The organism is Mycolicibacterium sp. SMGY-1XX (assembly GCF_059132455.1).
The window spans coordinates 6,322,285-6,338,503 of the sequence record NZ_CP101139.1; the positions used below are offsets into that span (position 1 = coordinate 6,322,285).

Genomic DNA, 16,219 nt, shown 5'->3' on the forward strand with positions numbered 1-16,219 from the left:
CTGGCGCGACACGCGTGTGCAATCACGGGATAATGTCGTGGAAACAATCACTGAATACACAGGTCAGATGAGTGAGGTCGACTGGGCGCCGCTCACGGGCTACCGGGTGGCGGTGACGTCCGCGCGGCGGTCCGAGGAGCTGTGCACGCTGTTGCGCCGGCGTGGTGCCACGGTTACCAGTGCGGCCGCCATTGCGATGGTGCCCCTGCCCGATGACGAGGAACTGCACCAGTACACCGAGGAACTGATCGAGACCCCACCGGACATCGTGGTGGCCACCACGGGTATCGGCTTCCGCGGCTGGGTGGCTGCCGCCGACGGCTGGGGGCTGGCCAACGAGCTGATCTCGGCGCTGTCGCAGGCCCGGGTGGTCTCCCGCGGACCGAAGGCCACCGGCGCACTGCGCGCTGCCGGCCTGCCCGAGGAGTGGTCCCCGGATTCCGAGTCATCCCGTGAGGTGCTGCGCTACCTGCTGGAGAAGGGTGTCGGCGGGCAGCGGATCGCAGTCCAGCTGCACGGCGCCACCGATGAATGGGATCCGTTCCCCGAGTTCCTCGACGAACTGCGCAATGCCGGCGCCCAGGTGGTGCCGATCCGGGTGTACCGCTGGCGTCCGGTGCCCACCGGCGGGGCGTTCGATCAGCTGGTGACGGGTATCGCCGAGCAGCAGTTCGACGCGGTGAGCTTCACCTCCGCGCCCGCTGTCGCCGCCACCTTGATGCGGGCCCGCGAGATGGGCGTCGAGGACCAGGTGATCAACGCTTTGCGCACCAATGTGCACGCCATGTGCGTCGGCCCGGTGACCGCCCGACCCCTGGTGCGGCTCGGGGTGCCGACCTCGGCGCCGGAACGGATGCGGCTGGGCGCGCTGGCCCGCCACATCACCGACGAGCTGCCGGTTCTGCAGTCGCGGGTGCTGACCGCCGCCGGGCATCTGGTGGAGATCCGCGGCACCTGCGTCCTGGTCGACGGTGTGGTCAAGTCGTTGTCGCCCGCGGCGATGGCCACCATGCGGGCACTGGCGCTGCGGCCCGGCACCGTGGTGTCGCGCCACGATCTGCTGGCCGCCCTGCCCGGTGCCGGCACCGACACCCATGCCGTGGAGACTGCGGTGCTTCGATTGCGAACAGCGTTGGGAGACAAAAACATCGTGGCCACTGTGGTCAAACGGGGTTACCGCCTGGCGGTGGACGACCTGTGAATCCTGTTCTGGTGGCACACGGCACCCGCAAGGCGTCCGGCGTCCAGATGATCGGTACGTTGGCCGACCGGGTCTCCGCGCAGTTGGGGCAGCCGGTCCGGGTGGCGTTCGTCGACGTGCTGGGACCCACCCCGGCCGAGGTGCTCTCCGCGTTGGACGGCCCGGCCGTGGTGGTGCCCGCGTTCTTGTCCTCGGGGTATCACGTACGCAAGGACATCCCGGAGCACGTCGCGGCCAGCGGCCATCCGGACGTCACGGTGACTCACGCGCTGGGACCGTGCCCGCAGATGGTGCGTGTGGTCACCGACCGATTGATCGAATCGGGCTGGCAACCCGGCGATTCCGTGGTGATGGCCGCCGCGGGCACCTCGGATCGGCACGCTCAGCGAGATCTCCGGGTGACGGCCACGCTGCTGTCGGCGGCCGTCGGCAGCCGGGTCGAACTGGCCTATGCGGCCACCGGCGAGCCGAGAGTGGCCGACGCCGTCGCCGGTCTGCGCTCCCGTGGCGCCCGCCGCGTCGTGGTGGCGTCATACCTGTTGGCGGACGGCCTGTTCCAGGACCGGTTGCGCGCATCCGGCGCCGACGTGGTGAGCGAACCGCTGGGCCTGCACCCGGGAACGGTGCGGCTGATCGCCAGCCGGTTCCGCCGCGCCCGGGTTTCCGTCGCCGTCTAGCGGCCGACGTGGACGGTGCCGTCGTCGTCGACGCGGGTGGCGTAAACCGGCACCGACATCGTCGGATCATCCAGGCACACCCCGTCGTCGAACGCGAACGCCTGCTTCTTGATCGGTGACTGGACGCAGGCCCGGCCCCCGCGGTCACCCACGATGCCACGGGACATCACCGCCGCTCCCGAGAACGGGTCGATGTTGCCGACCGCCACCACACTGCCGTCGTCGAGGCGGAACAACGCCGCCTGCGACCCGTCATCGAGCAGTACACCGGCACCGCGGCCGGGAATCAGGAAGTCGTAGGCGCAGGCCGCGGTCCAGACCTGAATATCACCGAGCAGCGTCATTTCATCTCCCCTTTCGCGGGCATCGACGGCATGCCGACCGGCACCAACCGGCCGGATCGGTTCTCGAAAGTGACAGTGGGATCGGGTGCGTCGGGTGCGTTGACGAACGACACGAACCGCGCCAGCTTCTCGGGGTCCTCCAGGACGCCCTTCCATTCGCACGCGTAGCCGTCGACGTGCCGGGCCATCGCGGCCTCGAATTCCGCTGCCAGGCCCAGGGAATCGTCACACACGACCTCACGCAGGTGGTCCAGTCCACCCTCGAGGCTCTCCACCCACGGTGCGGTGCGCTGCAGCCGATCGGCGGTGCGGATGTAGAACATCAGGAACCGGTCGATGTAGCGGATCAGCGTGTCGGTGTCCAGATCGCTCGCCAGCAGTTCGGCGTGCCGCGGCGTCATCCCGCCGTTGCCACCCACATAGAGATTCCAGCCGTTCTCGGTGGCGATGACGCCGACGTCCTTGCTCCGCGCCTCGGCGCATTCGCGGGCACAGCCGGAGACCCCCATCTTGATCTTGTGCGGTGCGCGCAGACCGCGGTAGCGCAGCTCGAGGTCGATGGCCATCTGCACCGAATCCTGTTGGCCATAACGGCACCAGTCGCTGCCGACACAGCTTTTCACCGTCCGCAACGACTTGCCGTACGCCTGACCCGATTCCATACCGCCTTCGACGAGCCGGGCCCAGATCTGCGGCAACTGGTCCACCCGGGCGCCGAACATGTCGATGCGCTGACCGCCGGTGATCTTGGTGTAGAGCCCGAAGTCCTTGGCGATCTGGCCGATCAGGATCAGATGCTCGGGGGTGATGTCACCGCCGGGTACCCGCGGCACCACCGAGTAGCTGCCGTTGCGCTGGATGTTGGCCAGGAAGTGGTCGTTGGAGTCCTGCAGCGACGCCTGCTCACCGGAGAGGATGTGGTCCGAGCTGGTGGACGCCAGGATGGACGCGACCACGGGTTTGCAGATATCGCAACCCTTTCCACGTCCGTAGCGGTCGAGCAGACCCGAGAAGGTGCGGATCTCGGTGGCGGTGATGATCTCGTACATCTCCGCCCGCGAGTGCGGGAAATGCTCGCAGAGCGCCTTGGACTGGGTGACGCCCTCGGCTTCGAGGAGCTGTTTGAGCAACGGCACACACGAACCGCACGACGTGCCCGCGGCGGTGCACTTCTTCAACGCCGGGACATCGGCGCAGCCGTCGGCGATGGCGCACTTCACATCGTGTTTGGTGACGTTGTTACACGAGCAGATCTGGGCGCTGTCCGGAAGGGCACCCACACCCAGAGCTGCTCCCCCGCCACCGGTCTGGGCCGGGGCGATGAGCGCCATCGGATCGCCGGGCAGCTGGCCGCCGACCATCGGGCGCAGCACCCCGTAGGCCGAGGCGTCACCCACCAGGACACCACCGAGTAGCGTCTTGGCGTCGTCGGAGAGCACCAGCTTGGCGTAGGTCTGGTTCACCGCGTCGTTGACGACCACCTCGAGGCAGTTCGGGGTGGTCCCCATCGCGTCGCCGAAGCTGGCCACGTCCACGCCCAGCAGCTTGAGTTTGGTCGACAGATCAGCGCCCGGGAATTCCGCCGCACCGCCGAGCAGCCGATCGGCCACCACTTCGGCTCCGGCGTAGCCGGGGGCCACCAGCCCATAGCACCGGCCTTCGATGGCAGCCACCTCACCGACGGCGAAGATGTTGGGATCTCTTGTGGTGCAGGATAAGTCGGTGAGAACGCCGCCACGGTCGGCCAGCGGCAGGTCTGCGGCTCGGGCCAGCTCATCACGCGGCCGGACACCGGCGGCGAAGATCACCAGACCGGCGTCGATGACGGTGCCATCAGAGAGAGTGACAGCCAGCGTGCCGTGGTCGGTGCGCGCGATCCCCTCGGTGCCGACGTCGACATGCACCGCGATGCCCAGCTCGGAGATCATCCGGACCAGCAGCGCGCCGCCCGCGGTGTCGAGTTGTTGAGCCATCAGCCGCGGCGCGCGTTCCACCACATGCGCCTCGATGCCGAAGCTGCGCAAGGCATTCGCCGCCTCCAGCCCCAGCAGACCGCCGCCGATCACCACGCCGGCACGGGTGTGCCCGCCGGCCAAAGCCGTCTCGACATCGGCCTTGATGGCGTCGAGATCGTCGAGAGTGCGGTACACGTGACAGCCCGGCAGGTCGTGGCCGGGGACCGGCGGAACAAACGCGTACGAGCCCGTCGCCAGAACCAGCGCGTCGTAGCCGAACAGTTCGCCGTCGGCGGTGCGCACCGCTTTGGCCTCTCGGTCGATCTCGGTGACAGCGGCACCGAGACGCACCCGAACCAGCTCGTCACCGGCGTAGTCGTTGCCCGGCAGCGCCAGCTGCACGCGATCCCAGTGTTCGGTGTAAGCGGTCAAGCCCACCCGGTCGTACGCGGCGTCAGTTTCCTCGGACAGCACGGTGACGCGCCACAGGGCCGCCTCATCGCGCGCCCGCAAAGCCTCGACCAAGCGGTGGGCGACCATGCCATGGCCGACGATGACCAGATCCTGCTGTGACTGCATGCGGTGAGGTTAGGAAGCCGATATTGCCGCGATGTCGCGCTGTGTGAACCGGCAATCACACTGTGCTCACTTTCGCGGCAACAGGAGTGTGAGACCGTTCGCCGACGGCGAACGCGCACGTGGAACTTGAGCGTGGTCGACTCACGTTTACTCATCGAGAGACCGGCGGGGGCCGGTCGGACAACAGATGAGGAGAAGGTCATGAGCCGCAATCAAGTCACCTTGTGGAGCCGTCCCGCATGGAACGCGGACCGGTGGGTGCGCGACTTTTTCGGTCCCGCCGCCGCCGAAGAGTGGTTCAAACCGCTGGCTCAGTCCATTTCAGGGGCGTATACCCCTGCCGCCGAGATCGTCAAGGACGGTGACGACGCCGTGGTGCGGATCGAACTGCCCGGTGTCGATGTCGACAAGGACGTCAACGTCGAGGTGGAGAACGGTCGTCTGGTCATCCACGGCGAGCGGCGTGACGAGCGCGTCGAGGAGAGCGAGCATCGGACGTTGCGCGAGGTCCGCTACGGCTCGTTCCGCCGGTCCTTCGCCCTGCCCGAGCACGTCACCGGCGAGAACATCACCGCGTCCTACGACGCGGGCGTTCTGAGCATCCGGGTGGCCGGGGCGCACAAGAAGCCCGAGGTACCGGGCGCCCAGCGGATTGCCATCGAAAGCAAGTAGATCCACCACAAGAGGCCACCTCCAGGGCGGGAGGTGGCCTCTTGCGTTTCAGCGCACTCAGCCCCAGCGGCCCAGGATCTCCTTGGCACGCGCGGCCAGCGCGAACTGGAAGAACGGCCCGAAGCTGATCCGCCCGACGCCCAGCGGTCCGAAGGAGGCGGGGTCGTCCTGATCCGGCAGCGCGATGGCGTTGACCGGCAGCGGCAATTCCGAGGTCAGCCTGCGGTGGGTTTCGTCATCGTGCCGGCCCACCGGATACAGACTGTCCGCCCCCGCTTCGGCTGCTTCCTTCAGGCGCGCGATCGCGCGGTCCACCCGGTCGGATTCGTCCCCGTCCTGCTTGAGGATCACGTCGGTACGGGCGTTGATCACCACGTGTACGCCCGCGTTGTCGGAGGCCGTCCTCAGCGCGCCGACCAATGCCGCGTGCTCGCCCGACGAGCGCAGCCGGCCACCCTCGCTGTGCACGGTGTCCTCGATGTTGAGCCCCACGGCCCCGGCACGCAGCAGCCCGGAGATCAATTCTTCAGCGGGCAGGCCGTACCCCGATTCGATGTCCACCGAGATCGGCACGTCCACCTTCGCGGTGATCTGTGCGACCCGGGTGAGCAGATCCTCGAAGGACATGCCCTCGTTGTCCGGCTTGCCGATGGAGTCGGCCACGGGGTGGCTACCGACAGTCAGTGCCGTGAAACCCGCCTCCACCGCCAGAGCCGCCGACCAGGCATCCCAGACCGTCGGCAGGATCACCGGATCGCCCGGCTTGTGCAGTTCGAGCAGCGTGGTCGCCTTCTTGGCGAGGTCTTCCGAAGATGTCGCGGTCATCGAGCCTCCTTGTTGATCGAGTCGCCTGTACCCAATCGCAGCAACCCCGATGACATTCCGATACGTGACGCGGGTCACGTTCCGTTAGTGAAGTAGCTAGCATTGGGTGTCGTAATGTGATCCATGACACCTTCAGCCCAAGGAGGTCACTTGTCCAGCACCACCGAACTCGCCGAATTGCATGATCTCATCGGCGGCCTGCGGCGCTGCGTGACATCGCTGCGGTCGCGGTATGGCGACAGCCCGGCGATGCGCCGCATCGTTCTCGACGCGGAACGGATTCTCAACGACGTCGAGATGCTCGACCTCGACGCCGGAGATCTCGATCTGGCCCGCTGCGTGGTCAACCACGCCGGCGAGAAGATCGGCATCCCGGACACCCAGTACGACAGCGACTTCTGGCGCGATGTCGACGACGAAGGCGTGGGCGGCCACAACCGCACACGATGAGTCCGCCGCTCGTCGAACCGGGTAACACCGACAGCCTCCGCGGGGCAGCACCCCGCCCCGATGCAGGAGCCATGAGATGAGCGCGCCCACTGATCGCCGTGCGACCGGAGTCTTCTCCCAGGGGCGCGCTCAGATCTCGCAACGGACCCTGCGCACCGACAACTGGTTGAAGTCGCCGATCCTCACAGATCTCGGCTTCGCCGCATTCGTCATCTACGCGACGGTGCGGGCGTTCATGCAGAACTGGTACTACGTGCCGGAATACGGCTATCTGACGCCGTTCTACTCCCCGTGCATCAGCACAGGGTGTGTGCCGGAAGCCAGCCACTTCGGGCAGTTCCTGCCCGACTGGCCGATTCTGCCGTACGCCGCACTGTCGCTTCCGTTCCTGCTGCTCTTCCGATTGACCTGTTACTACTACCGCGGCGCCTACTACCGCTCGGTGTGGCAGTCACCCACCGCGTGCGCTGTCGCCGAACCCCATGCCACCTACACCGGTGAGACGCGACTTCCGCTGATCATCCAGAACACCCACCGGTACTTCTTCTACATCGCCGCGATCATCTCGGTGATCAACACCTATGACGCGATCATCGCGTTCCACAAGCCCGGTGGCGGTTTCGGATTCGGCCTGGGCAACATCGTCCTGCTGGTCAACGTGATCCTGCTGTGGACCTACACGGTCAGTTGCCACTCCTGTCGGCACGTCGCCGGCGGCCGGCTCAAGCACTTCTCCAAACACCCTGTGCGGTATTGGCTCTGGACTCAGATCAGCAAGCTCAACACCCGGCACAAGCTGTACGCCTGGATCACGCTCGGCACGCTCATGTTCACCGACTTCTACGTCATGGCCCTCGCGGCAGGCTGGTTCCCCGACCTGAGATTCATTGGCTGACAACTCAATACACAACAAGTGAGGTTCGAATAGATGGCTGAGCTGGAACGGCACTCCTACGACGTGGTCGTGATAGGTGCCGGCGGCGCGGGTTTACGAGCGGTGATCGAGGCCCGGGAGCGAGGTCTACGGGTGGCCGTGGTGACCAAGTCACTGTTCGGCAAGGCCCACACCGTGATGGCCGAGGGCGGCTGCGCCGCAGCCATGCGCAACGTCAACACCAAGGATTCCTGGCAGGTGCACTTCGGTGACACCATGCGCGGCGGCAAGTTCCTCAACAACTGGCGGATGGCCGAACTGCACGCCCAGGAAGCCCCGGACCGGGTGTGGGAGCTGGAAACCTACGGTGCGCTGTTCGACCGCACCAAGGACGGCAAGATCAGCCAGCGCAACTTCGGTGGCCACACCTATCCCCGGCTGGCGCATGTCGGCGACCGCACCGGGCTGGAGATCATCCGGACCCTGCAGCAGAAGATCGTCTCACTGCAGCAGGAGGACAAAGCCGAACTCGGCGACTACGACGCACGTATCCGGGTCTTTCACGAAACGTCGATCACCGAACTCATCAAAGACGGCGATCGGATCGCGGGCGCCTTCGGCTACTACCGCGAGACCGGCAACTTCGTGCTCTTCGAGGCCCCCGCGGTGGTCCTGGCCACCGGCGGCATCGGGAAGAGTTTCAAGGTGTCGTCGAACTCCTGGGAGTACACCGGCGACGGGCACGCCCTGGCGCTGCGCGCCGGCTCGGGCCTGATCAACATGGAGTTCATCCAGTTCCACCCCACCGGCATGGTCTGGCCGCTGTCGGTGAAAGGCATCCTGGTCACCGAGGGCGTACGCGGCGACGGCGGAGTGCTGAAGAACTCCGAGGGCAAGCGCTTCATGTTCGACTACATCCCCGACGTGTTCAAGGGGCAGTACGCCGAGACCGAAGAAGAGGCCGACCAGTGGCTCAAGGACAACGACTCCGCGCGCCGCACCCCTGACCTGCTGCCCCGTGACGAGGTGGCCCGCGCCATCAACGAAGAGGTGAAGGCGGGTCGCGGCACTCCGCATGGCGGGGTCTACCTCGACATCGCCTCGCGCATGCCCGCCGAGGAGATCAAGCGCCGGCTGCCGTCGATGTATCACCAGTTCATCGAGCTCGCCGAGGTCGACATCACCAAGGACGAGATGGAGGTCGGCCCCACCTGCCATTACGTGATGGGCGGCATCGAGGTGGACCCGGACAGTGGCGGCGCGGCGACACCCGGGCTGTTCGCCGCGGGTGAGTGCTCCGGCGGTATGCACGGGTCGAACCGGCTGGGCGGCAACTCGTTGAGCGACCTGCTGGTGTTCGGGCGCCGCGCCGGGCTCGGTGCTTCGGATTATGTTCGCGCACTCGAGGTTCGGCCGGCGGTGTCTCCCGAGGCCGTCGACCGCGCGGCCGCGCTGGCGTTGGCCCCGTTCGAGCCGAAGCCGAACCCGGAGAATCCCTACACATTGCACGCCGAGCTGCAGGAGTCGATGAACGACCTGGCCGGGATCATCCGTAAGCAGGGTGAGCTCGAAGAGGTGCTGGTCAAGATCGACGAGCTGAAGAACCGCTATGCCAATGTCACCGTCGAGGGTGGCCGCGTGTTCAACCCCGGTTGGCACCTGGCCATCGACATGCGCAACATGCTGCTGGTGAGCGAATGCGTGGCCAAGGCCGCACTGCAGCGCACCGAGAGTCGCGGCGGGCACACCCGCGACGACTTCCCTCAGATGGACGCCAACTGGCGCAACAAACTCCTGGTGTGCAAGACCGTCGACGGCGCCGGCGACAGACCCGGCGACCCGGTTGTTCCGGAGGTCAACGTGACTGCCGAACCCCAGGTGCCCATGCGACCGGATCTGCTCGAGGTCTTCGAGCTGTCCGAACTCGAGAAGTACTACACCGACGCCGAACTGGCCGAACACCCCCAACGGAAGAGCTGACATGGCTGCTTATGAAGCAAGCATGCGCGTCTGGCGCGGCGACCCCAGCGGCGGCGAGCTGAAGGATTACACCGTCGAGGTCAATGACGGTGAGGTGGTGCTCGACATCATCCATCGACTGCAGGCCACTCAAACTCCCGATCTCGCGGTGCGGTGGAACTGCAAGGCCGGCAAGTGCGGATCGTGTTCGGCGGAGATCAACGGCAGGCCACGGTTGCTGTGCATGACGCGCATGTCGACGTTCGACGAGAACGAGACCGTGACCGTCACCCCGCTGCGCACCTTCCCGGTGATGCGTGACCTGGTGACCGATGTGTCCTTCAACTACGAGAAGGCGCGCCAGATCCCGTCGTTCACCCCGCCCAAGGACCTGCAGCCCGGCGAGTACCGGATGCAGCAGGAGGACGTGAACCGCAGCCAGGAGTTCCGCAAGTGCATCGAGTGCTTCCTGTGCCAGAACGTGTGCCACGTGGTGCGTGATCACGAAGAGAACAAAGAGAACTTTGCCGGGCCGCGCTTCCACATGCGCATTGCCGAACTGGACATGCATCCGCTGGACGTGGTCGACCGCCAAGACATGGCGCAGGACGACTTCGGCCTCGGTTACTGCAACATCACCAAGTGCTGCACCGAGGTGTGCCCTGAACACATCAAGATCACCGACAACGCGCTGATCCCGATGAAGGAACGGGTGGCCGACCGCAAGTACGACCCGATCGTCTGGCTGGGCAACAAGCTATTCCGGCGATGAGCCTGAGCTTGCGAAGGCGATAGAGCCGGAACAATCAGACACCGCCGGCGATGAGCCTGAGCTTGCGAAGGCGATAGAGCCGGAGTCCGGATTCGCCTTGAATTCACAGTCGATGCCGGGGTGGGCCCCGTTCTCGACGAGTACGCTCGCAGTCAGCGGCCAGTCAACGATGAGAGGCAGCAACAACGATGCGAGAAACAATCAGCGTCAACGACATTCGCACAGCCATCCGCCAGCTCAGCGTCCGCGCGGAACTGGCCCACAAGGAGGGCAGGCCGGACGACGCGAAGGAACTCGAACAACGCATCCAGGGTTACCGCGACGAACTCGCCGCGCGACCCTGACGAGAGCGCCCGACTACGCGCCCAGCTTGCGGAATGTGCTGCGGTGGAACACGATCGGCGCAACCTCGTCATGCACGGTCAATGAGTTGACCCGCAGCACCACGATGGTGTGATCGCCCGCGGGCACCAACTGTTCGATGGCGCTTTCCAGCCAGACGCTGGTGCCGTCGATGAACACTGCCCCACCCTCGGTGGACACCGTGGTCAGACCGGCGAACCGGTCACCGGTCTTGGCGGCCAGGGTGCGTGCGGCGGCGTCATGTGATTCACCCAGCACGCTGATGCCCAGCAGCGGCAGATCCTTGAGCTTCGGCCAGGTGGTGGAGCTGTTCTGGACGCAGAACGACACCAGTGGCGGATCTAGTGAGACCGGCACGAAGGTACTGGCCGCCAAACCGACTCGGGTGCCGTCGACCTCGGCCGCTATGGCGATAACACCCGACGGGAAGTGGCCAAATGCTTCACGCAGGGTCGACGGAGACAGATCGCTGGGTGCACTCATCACTTGCGAACCTACGCGATCTGGGCCCGACGGTCATCAGCGGGAATCTGCCTGAGCAGAACTCTCAGTCCGGTGCCCAGCGATGCGCTTCCACGGCGGACGGATTCTCAGATCGCAGGGGTACGTCCAGACCGTCGTAGATTGCGGGTTTCTGCTGGGCCAGCCACGGCAGGGCACCCAACAAGCGGTTGGTGGCGGTGGTGTTGCCGCCGTCGGCCCGGGTGCCGCCGGGCACATCTGCGCGCACCGTGATGGTGAGGTCTGGATCGCCGTGCACGATGACGCGGTGATCGCCGGCTCCCTCTTCGGGCTGCGGCCAGTCCGGCGCACAGGACGGGTGGATGCGGGTGATGTGGTCGATCACCACCCGAGGCCGTCCGGCGACTTTGCCGATGACCTTCAACCAGAACGCACCCTGCGTCCCCGCCTCGAAGTGCCCCATCACGTTGTCGACACCCGCCTGAAGCGGCCGTCGCTCCAATTCTTCGGTGACCTCGTCGATCTCCAGCCCCAGCCCACGACCGATCAGCCGCACGTTCCCGCCCCACACCATCGTCGGGACGGTGGGCAGCAGCATCATCGGCGTCTCGTCCATGGATTTTCCGAACCCACACAGTTCCCGAACCGAGTACGGCTGGTCATAGGTGGAGTAGTCGAAGATCTCCTGGCAGTGAATGGTGTCGATGCGGGTGCACAGGCCCGCGGCGATCACGGCGAGCGCGTCGTTGCCCCAACCCGGGTCGACGCCACTGACGAACAACGAGGCGCCGCCGGCTTCGGTGGCGGCCGTGAGCCGGTCCCGCAGTTCGGCCGGCGCCGAGGCGGGGTCGTACAGCGAGTACAGCGCCGGGGTGACCACGTGCACACCCGCACGTAGGCAGCGCTCGATATCGGCGGTGGCCTCGTCGGGCCGGATATCGCCGGAGGCCATGTAGGCCACCGCGTCGCACTGAGCCAGGGCCGCGTCCACGTCGCGGGTGGCGAGGATGCCGGTGGTGTCGTCCAGACCCGCGAACGAGGCGGCGTCGACACCCACCTTCTCGGGCGATGAGGTGATGACCGCAGACAGGGCCAGACCGGGGAACGCGAGTAGCGAACGGATGGCGGTGGAGCCCATATTGCCCGTGCCCCATACCGCGACGCGCAGCTGCATGCCGTCACGGTAACCCAGGCTGGCCTGCGATATCGCGGTTTTGACGGGTGTCAATTAGACTGGTGGCCAACCGGTGGGTTGATTAGTGACGACAACTAGCTCACAGTGACTTGCGTTTGGGTTACTCGCCGGTATAGTTGAAAGAGTTACTGGTGGGTAACTTATCCCGGGTACCCAACCGGAAAGCGTGAACCACTGAGTGGATTCTCATCGAGGAGGAAGCACGTGAGCCACTACAAGTCCAACGTTCGAGACCAGGAATTCAACCTGTTCGAGGTGCTCGGCGTCGACAAGGCTCTCGGACACGGTCAGTTCGCTGATCTGGACGTCGATACTGCCCGCGACATGCTGCAGGAGATGGCTCGCCTGGCAGAGGGCCCGATCGCCGAGTCGTTCGTCGACGGCGACCGCAACCCGCCGGTGTTCGATCCGGAAACGCACACCGTCAAACTGCCCGAACCCTTCAAGAAGTCGATGCGCACGCTGCTCGACGGCGGCTGGGACAAGGTGGGCCTGTCCGAGGAACTGGGCGGCGTACCGATGCCCCGCGCGCTGCAGTGGGCCCTGATCGAGCACGTCCTCGGCGCCAACCCCGCGGCCTACATGTACGCGATGGGCGCCGGCATGTGCGAGATCTTCTACAACAACGGCACCGACGAGCAGAAGAAGTGGGCCGTGCTGGCCGCCGAGCGCGGCTGGGGCGCCACCATGGTGCTCACGGAGCCGGATGCCGGCTCGGACGTCGGCGCCGGCCGCACCAAGGCCGTTCAGCAGGAGGACGGCTCCTGGCACATCGACGGCGTGAAGCGCTTCATCACCTCTGCCGACTCCGACGATCTGTTCGAGAACATCATGCACTTGGTGTTGGCACGCCCCGAGGGCGCAGGCCCGGGCACCAAGGGACTGTCCCTGTTCTTCGTGCCCAAGTTCCACTTCGACCCCGAGACCGGCGAACCGGGCGAGCGCAACGGCGCGTTCGTCACCAACGTCGAGCACAAGATGGGCCTCAAGGTCTCCACCACCTGTGAGCTGACCTTCGGCCAGCACGGCGTTCCCGCCAAGGGCTGGTTGGTCGGCGAGGTGCACGACGGCATCGCCCAGATGTTCAACGTGATCGAGCAGGCCCGAATGATGGTGGGCACCAAGGCGATCGCCACGCTGTCGACCGGTTACCTGAACGCACTGGAGTACGCCAAAGAGCGCGTGCAGGGTGCCGATCTGACCCAGATGACCGACAAGACCGCTCCGCGGGTGACCATCACGCACCACCCCGATGTGCGTCGGTCGTTGATGACCCAGAAGGCCTACGCCGAGGGTCTGCGTGCGCTCTACACCTACACCGCGACCTTCCAGGACGCCGAGGTGGCCAAGGCCATCCACGGTGTGGAGGCGGATGTGGCGCACCGGGTCAACGACCTGCTGCTGCCCATCGTCAAGGGTGTGGGCTCCGAACAGGCGTACGCCAAGCTGACCGAGAGCCTGCAGACTTTCGGCGGGTCGGGCTTCCTGCAGGACTACCCGATCGAGCAGTACATCCGCGACGCCAAGATCGACTCGCTGTACGAAGGCACCACCGCCATCCAGGCGCAGGACTTCTTCTTCCGCAAGATCATCCGCGACAAGGGTGTGGCTCTGGCCCACGTCGCCGGTGAGATCGAACAGTTCATCAAGAACGAGTCCGGCAACGGCCGCCTCAAGGCCGAGCGGGAACTGCTGGCCACCGCGCTGACCGATGTCCAGGGCATGGCCGCCTCGCTGACCGGTTACCTGATGGCCGCGCAGGAGGATTCCGCCAGCATCTACAAGGTGGGCCTGGGTTCGGTGCGCTTCCTGATGAGCGTCGGCGATCTGGTGATCGGCTGGCTGCTGGCCCGCCAGGCCGCTGTGGCCGTGGAGGCGCTCGATGCCGGCGCCGCCGGTGCCGAGAAGTCCTTCTACGAAGGCAAGATCGCGGTCGCGTCGTTCTTCGCGAAGAACTTCCTGCCGCTGCTCTCCAGCACCCGTACGGTCATCGAGACGCTGGACAACGACATCATGGAACTCGACGAAGCCGCCTTCTGACGGCTGAGACGCAGATGCCCCCGCTACGGCGGGGGCTTTTGCGTTTCTCGGGGGCTTTCGCGTTCGACATATATGTGCACAGCTACGCCCAAGCGGCGTGTCGCGGCAATCAGCACATATATGTGGGCTGGGCGCCGGCCATCTGGCCTCGACATATATGTGCAGCGACGCCCAAGCGGCGTGTCACGGGAATCAGCGCATATATGTGCGGAGCCGGGAGCAGGTGCTCAACCTGGAGCCATGAAAACCGCCGCCGGAATCCCCTCTGTTCCAGCGGCGGTCGCCCTTCCCCCACGTCAATAAGGGTGGGAAAAGAGGATGCCCCGTGTTGCCGTCGGGTCGGGGGGTCAGACGGCAACACGGAGCTATCCGGTACATCGCTTACCCTGAGCGGCTCGTTACAAACCTCTCGAACTTTTTTTGACTTTTTTCTGGCAACCCCGCGAACGCCTCCGACGTCACGCTTCCAGGATTGCAGCGACGCCCTGACCGCCGGCGGCGCAGATCGAGATGAGCCCACGCACGGGCTGACCGGTCTCCCGTTTCCGCTCCGCGAGCTGCTTGGCCAGCTGGGCGACGATGCGGCCACCGGTCGCGGCGAACGGGTGCCCGGCCGCCAACGACGATCCGTTGACGTTGAGCTTGCTCCGGTCGATCGATCCCAGCGCCGAATCCAGCCCCAGCCGTTCCTTGCAGTACTCGTCGGACTCCCACGCCTGCAGGGTCGCCAGCACCACCGAGGCGAACGCCTCGTGGATCTCGTAGAAGTCGAAGTCCTGCAGCGACAGCCCGTTGCGGGCCAGCAGCCGCGGCACCGCGTACGTCGGGGCCATCAGCAGACCGTCAGCGCCGCTGACGTAGTCCACTGCGGCTGTCTCGGCGTCGACGAAATACGCCAGCGGCTCGTGGCCGTGCTGGGCGGCCCACTCCTCGCTGGCCAGCAGGGCAACCGACGCCCCGTCGGTCAGCGGCGTGGAGTTGCCCGCCGTCATGGTGGCGTCGCCGTTGCGAACCCCGAACACCGGCTTGAGTCTGGCCAGCTTCTCCGCCGTCGAATCGGCCCGCAGATTGTTGTCCCGGTACAGCCCGAGGAACGGGGTCACCAGGTCATCGAAGAATCCGCGGTCATAGGCGGCGGCCATGTTCTGGTGACTGGCCGCGGCCAGAGCGTCCTGATCGACGCGCTTGATGCCCATCTGCTTGGCGGTGACGGCGGCGTGCTCCCCCATCGACATGCCGGTACGGGGTTCGCCGTTGGTGGGGATCTCCACCCCCAGCGAGGCGGGCAGCTTGCCGACGAGCTTGAGCCTGTCCACGTTGGACTTGGCCCGCCGCAGACCGAGCAGCACCTGGCGGAGGTTGTCACCGAAGGCGATGGGCGCATCCGAGGTGGTGTCCACTCCCCCGGCGGCACCGGATTCGTACTGCCCCAAGGCGATGCCGTTGGCCACCGCGATGGCCGCCTGCAGTCCGGTGCCGCACGCCTGCTGCACGTCGTAGGCAGCGGTGTACGGCGAGAGCTTGCTGCCCAGCACGCACTCGCGCATCAGGTTGAAGTCACGGGAGTGCTTGAGCACCGCACCGCCCACCACGGCGCCGAGTCGCTGGCCCTCGAGACCGAAACGGTCGACCAGACCGTCGAGCACCGCGGTGAACATGTCCTGGTTGGACGCCTGGGCGTATGCGCCGTCCGACCGGGCGAATGGAATGCGGTTGCCACCGAGAACGGCCACACGGCGGCGAATCTGGCTGTTTGAATTGGTGCTGGCCACGGGAATCTCCGTCTTCGTTCACTAGGCAGGGTGGTACAGCCCATACTACCGACTGTTCTTACTCTGGAGTAAGTTCGTG

15 protein-coding genes are annotated in these 16,219 nt (G+C 65.8%); 9 read left to right on the top strand and 6 right to left on the bottom strand.

Annotated elements, in window-relative coordinates; all coding sequences use genetic code 11:
* Positions 1–67 precede the first annotated feature (67 nt).
* Together NL241_RS30180 and NL241_RS30185 are read left to right on the top strand one after the other, a co-directional pair.
* A complete protein-coding gene (locus NL241_RS30180; protein WP_487693038.1) occupies positions 68–1,201 on the top strand; it encodes a uroporphyrinogen-III synthase in 1,134 nt (377 codons plus the stop codon).
* Positions 1,198–1,878, top strand: a complete 681-nt coding sequence (locus NL241_RS30185; protein WP_494395889.1) for a sirohydrochlorin chelatase — start codon at positions 1,198–1,200, stop codon at positions 1,876–1,878. Before NL241_RS30180 ends, NL241_RS30185 begins: the two co-directional genes overlap by 4 nt.
* Here NL241_RS30185 and nirD read toward each other — a convergent pair.
* Together nirD and nirB are read right to left on the bottom strand one after the other, a co-directional pair.
* Positions 1,875–2,222 (bottom strand): nitrite reductase small subunit NirD, encoded by a 348-nt coding sequence (nirD, locus tag NL241_RS30190; RefSeq protein WP_487693040.1) that lies wholly within the window; start codon positions 2,220–2,222, stop codon positions 1,875–1,877. The genes NL241_RS30185 and nirD overlap by 4 nt on opposite strands.
* Positions 2,219–4,756, bottom strand: a complete 2,538-nt coding sequence (gene nirB, locus NL241_RS30195; protein ID WP_487693041.1) for a nitrite reductase large subunit NirB — start codon at positions 4,754–4,756, stop codon at positions 2,219–2,221. Before nirB ends, nirD begins: the two co-directional genes overlap by 4 nt.
* Before the next feature lie 201 nt (positions 4,757–4,957).
* On the opposite strand from nirB, the gene NL241_RS30200 reads away from it, so the two are divergent.
* Complete coding sequence (locus NL241_RS30200; RefSeq protein ID WP_487693042.1) at positions 4,958–5,428, top strand: Hsp20/alpha crystallin family protein; 471 nt, start codon at positions 4,958–4,960, stop codon at positions 5,426–5,428.
* 57 nt (positions 5,429–5,485) lie between these two features.
* Here the strand turns inward: NL241_RS30200 and NL241_RS30205 are convergent, their stop codons facing one another.
* On the bottom strand, positions 5,486–6,253 hold the full coding sequence (locus tag NL241_RS30205) for an isocitrate lyase/PEP mutase family protein (protein WP_487693043.1): 768 nt from the start codon (positions 6,251–6,253) through the stop codon (positions 5,486–5,488).
* 150 nt (positions 6,254–6,403) lie between these two features.
* Between NL241_RS30205 and NL241_RS30210 the strand changes: the two genes are divergently transcribed.
* The 5 genes from NL241_RS30210 to NL241_RS30230 all read left to right on the top strand — a co-directional run bounded on the left by NL241_RS30210 (position 6,404) and on the right by NL241_RS30230 (position 10,652).
* On the top strand, positions 6,404–6,703 hold the full coding sequence (locus NL241_RS30210; RefSeq protein WP_487693044.1) for an Rv0250c family protein: 300 nt from the start codon (positions 6,404–6,406) through the stop codon (positions 6,701–6,703).
* 76 nt (positions 6,704–6,779) lie between these two features.
* The gene (gene sdhC / locus NL241_RS30215) at positions 6,780–7,598 is read left to right on the top strand and encodes a succinate dehydrogenase subunit SdhC (RefSeq protein WP_494395890.1); all 819 of its coding nucleotides are present in this window, start codon (positions 6,780–6,782) and stop codon (positions 7,596–7,598) included.
* Positions 7,599–7,631: 33 nt separating this feature from the next.
* On the top strand, positions 7,632–9,557 hold the full coding sequence (locus NL241_RS30220) for a fumarate reductase/succinate dehydrogenase flavoprotein subunit (protein ID WP_487693046.1): 1,926 nt from the start codon (positions 7,632–7,634) through the stop codon (positions 9,555–9,557).
* A gap of 1 nt (position 9,558) precedes the next feature.
* Positions 9,559–10,308 carry a succinate dehydrogenase/fumarate reductase iron-sulfur subunit gene (locus NL241_RS30225; protein ID WP_494395891.1) on the top strand — a complete coding sequence of 250 codons (750 nt, stop codon included), beginning with the start codon at positions 9,559–9,561 and terminating at the stop codon, positions 10,306–10,308.
* Between the two features lie 188 nt (positions 10,309–10,496).
* Positions 10,497–10,652 carry a hypothetical protein gene (locus NL241_RS30230; protein WP_487693048.1) on the top strand — a complete coding sequence of 52 codons (156 nt, stop codon included), beginning with the start codon at positions 10,497–10,499 and terminating at the stop codon, positions 10,650–10,652.
* 13 nt (positions 10,653–10,665) lie between these two features.
* Here the strand turns inward: NL241_RS30230 and NL241_RS30235 are convergent, their stop codons facing one another.
* Entirely contained in the window at positions 10,666–11,154 is a 489-nt protein-coding gene (locus tag NL241_RS30235) for a flavin reductase family protein (protein ID WP_487693049.1), read from the bottom strand.
* Positions 11,155–11,218: 64 nt separating this feature from the next.
* A complete protein-coding gene (locus tag NL241_RS30240; RefSeq protein WP_494395892.1) occupies positions 11,219–12,307 on the bottom strand; it encodes an NAD(P)H-dependent amine dehydrogenase family protein in 1,089 nt (362 codons plus the stop codon).
* A 225-nt stretch (positions 12,308–12,532) separates the two neighbouring features.
* On the opposite strand from NL241_RS30240, the gene NL241_RS30245 reads away from it, so the two are divergent.
* Complete coding sequence (locus tag NL241_RS30245) at positions 12,533–14,368, top strand: acyl-CoA dehydrogenase (RefSeq protein WP_487693051.1); 1,836 nt, start codon at positions 12,533–12,535, stop codon at positions 14,366–14,368.
* 458 nt (positions 14,369–14,826) lie between these two features.
* Here the strand turns inward: NL241_RS30245 and NL241_RS30250 are convergent, their stop codons facing one another.
* The gene (locus NL241_RS30250; RefSeq protein WP_487693052.1) at positions 14,827–16,140 is read right to left on the bottom strand and encodes an acetyl-CoA C-acetyltransferase; all 1,314 of its coding nucleotides are present in this window, start codon (positions 16,138–16,140) and stop codon (positions 14,827–14,829) included.
* Positions 16,141–16,219: the final 79 nt, after the last annotated feature.

What these genes read in the sequence shown, in the direction of transcription:
- NL241_RS30205 (WP_487693043.1), bottom strand. Translation starts at nt 6,253, where the DNA reads ATGACCGCGACATCTTCGGAAGACCTCGCCAAGAAGGCGACCACGCTG.
- NL241_RS30225 (WP_494395891.1), top strand. Translation starts at nt 9,559, where the DNA reads ATGGCTGCTTATGAAGCAAGCATGCGCGTCTGGCGCGGCGACCCCAGC.
- NL241_RS30180 (WP_487693038.1), top strand. Translation starts at nt 68, where the DNA reads ATGAGTGAGGTCGACTGGGCGCCGCTCACGGGCTACCGGGTGGCGGTG.
- NL241_RS30240 (WP_494395892.1), bottom strand. Translation starts at nt 12,307, where the DNA reads ATGCAGCTGCGCGTCGCGGTATGGGGCACGGGCAATATGGGCTCCACC.
- nirB (WP_487693041.1), bottom strand. Translation starts at nt 4,756, where the DNA reads ATGCAGTCACAGCAGGATCTGGTCATCGTCGGCCATGGCATGGTCGCC.
- sdhC (WP_494395890.1), top strand. Translation starts at nt 6,780, where the DNA reads ATGAGCGCGCCCACTGATCGCCGTGCGACCGGAGTCTTCTCCCAGGGG.
- NL241_RS30220 (WP_487693046.1), top strand. Translation starts at nt 7,632, where the DNA reads ATGGCTGAGCTGGAACGGCACTCCTACGACGTGGTCGTGATAGGTGCC.
- NL241_RS30230 (WP_487693048.1), top strand. Translation starts at nt 10,497, where the DNA reads ATGCGAGAAACAATCAGCGTCAACGACATTCGCACAGCCATCCGCCAG.
- NL241_RS30200 (WP_487693042.1), top strand. Translation starts at nt 4,958, where the DNA reads ATGAGCCGCAATCAAGTCACCTTGTGGAGCCGTCCCGCATGGAACGCG.
- nirD (WP_487693040.1), bottom strand. Translation starts at nt 2,222, where the DNA reads ATGACGCTGCTCGGTGATATTCAGGTCTGGACCGCGGCCTGCGCCTAC.
- NL241_RS30235 (WP_487693049.1), bottom strand. Translation starts at nt 11,154, where the DNA reads ATGAGTGCACCCAGCGATCTGTCTCCGTCGACCCTGCGTGAAGCATTT.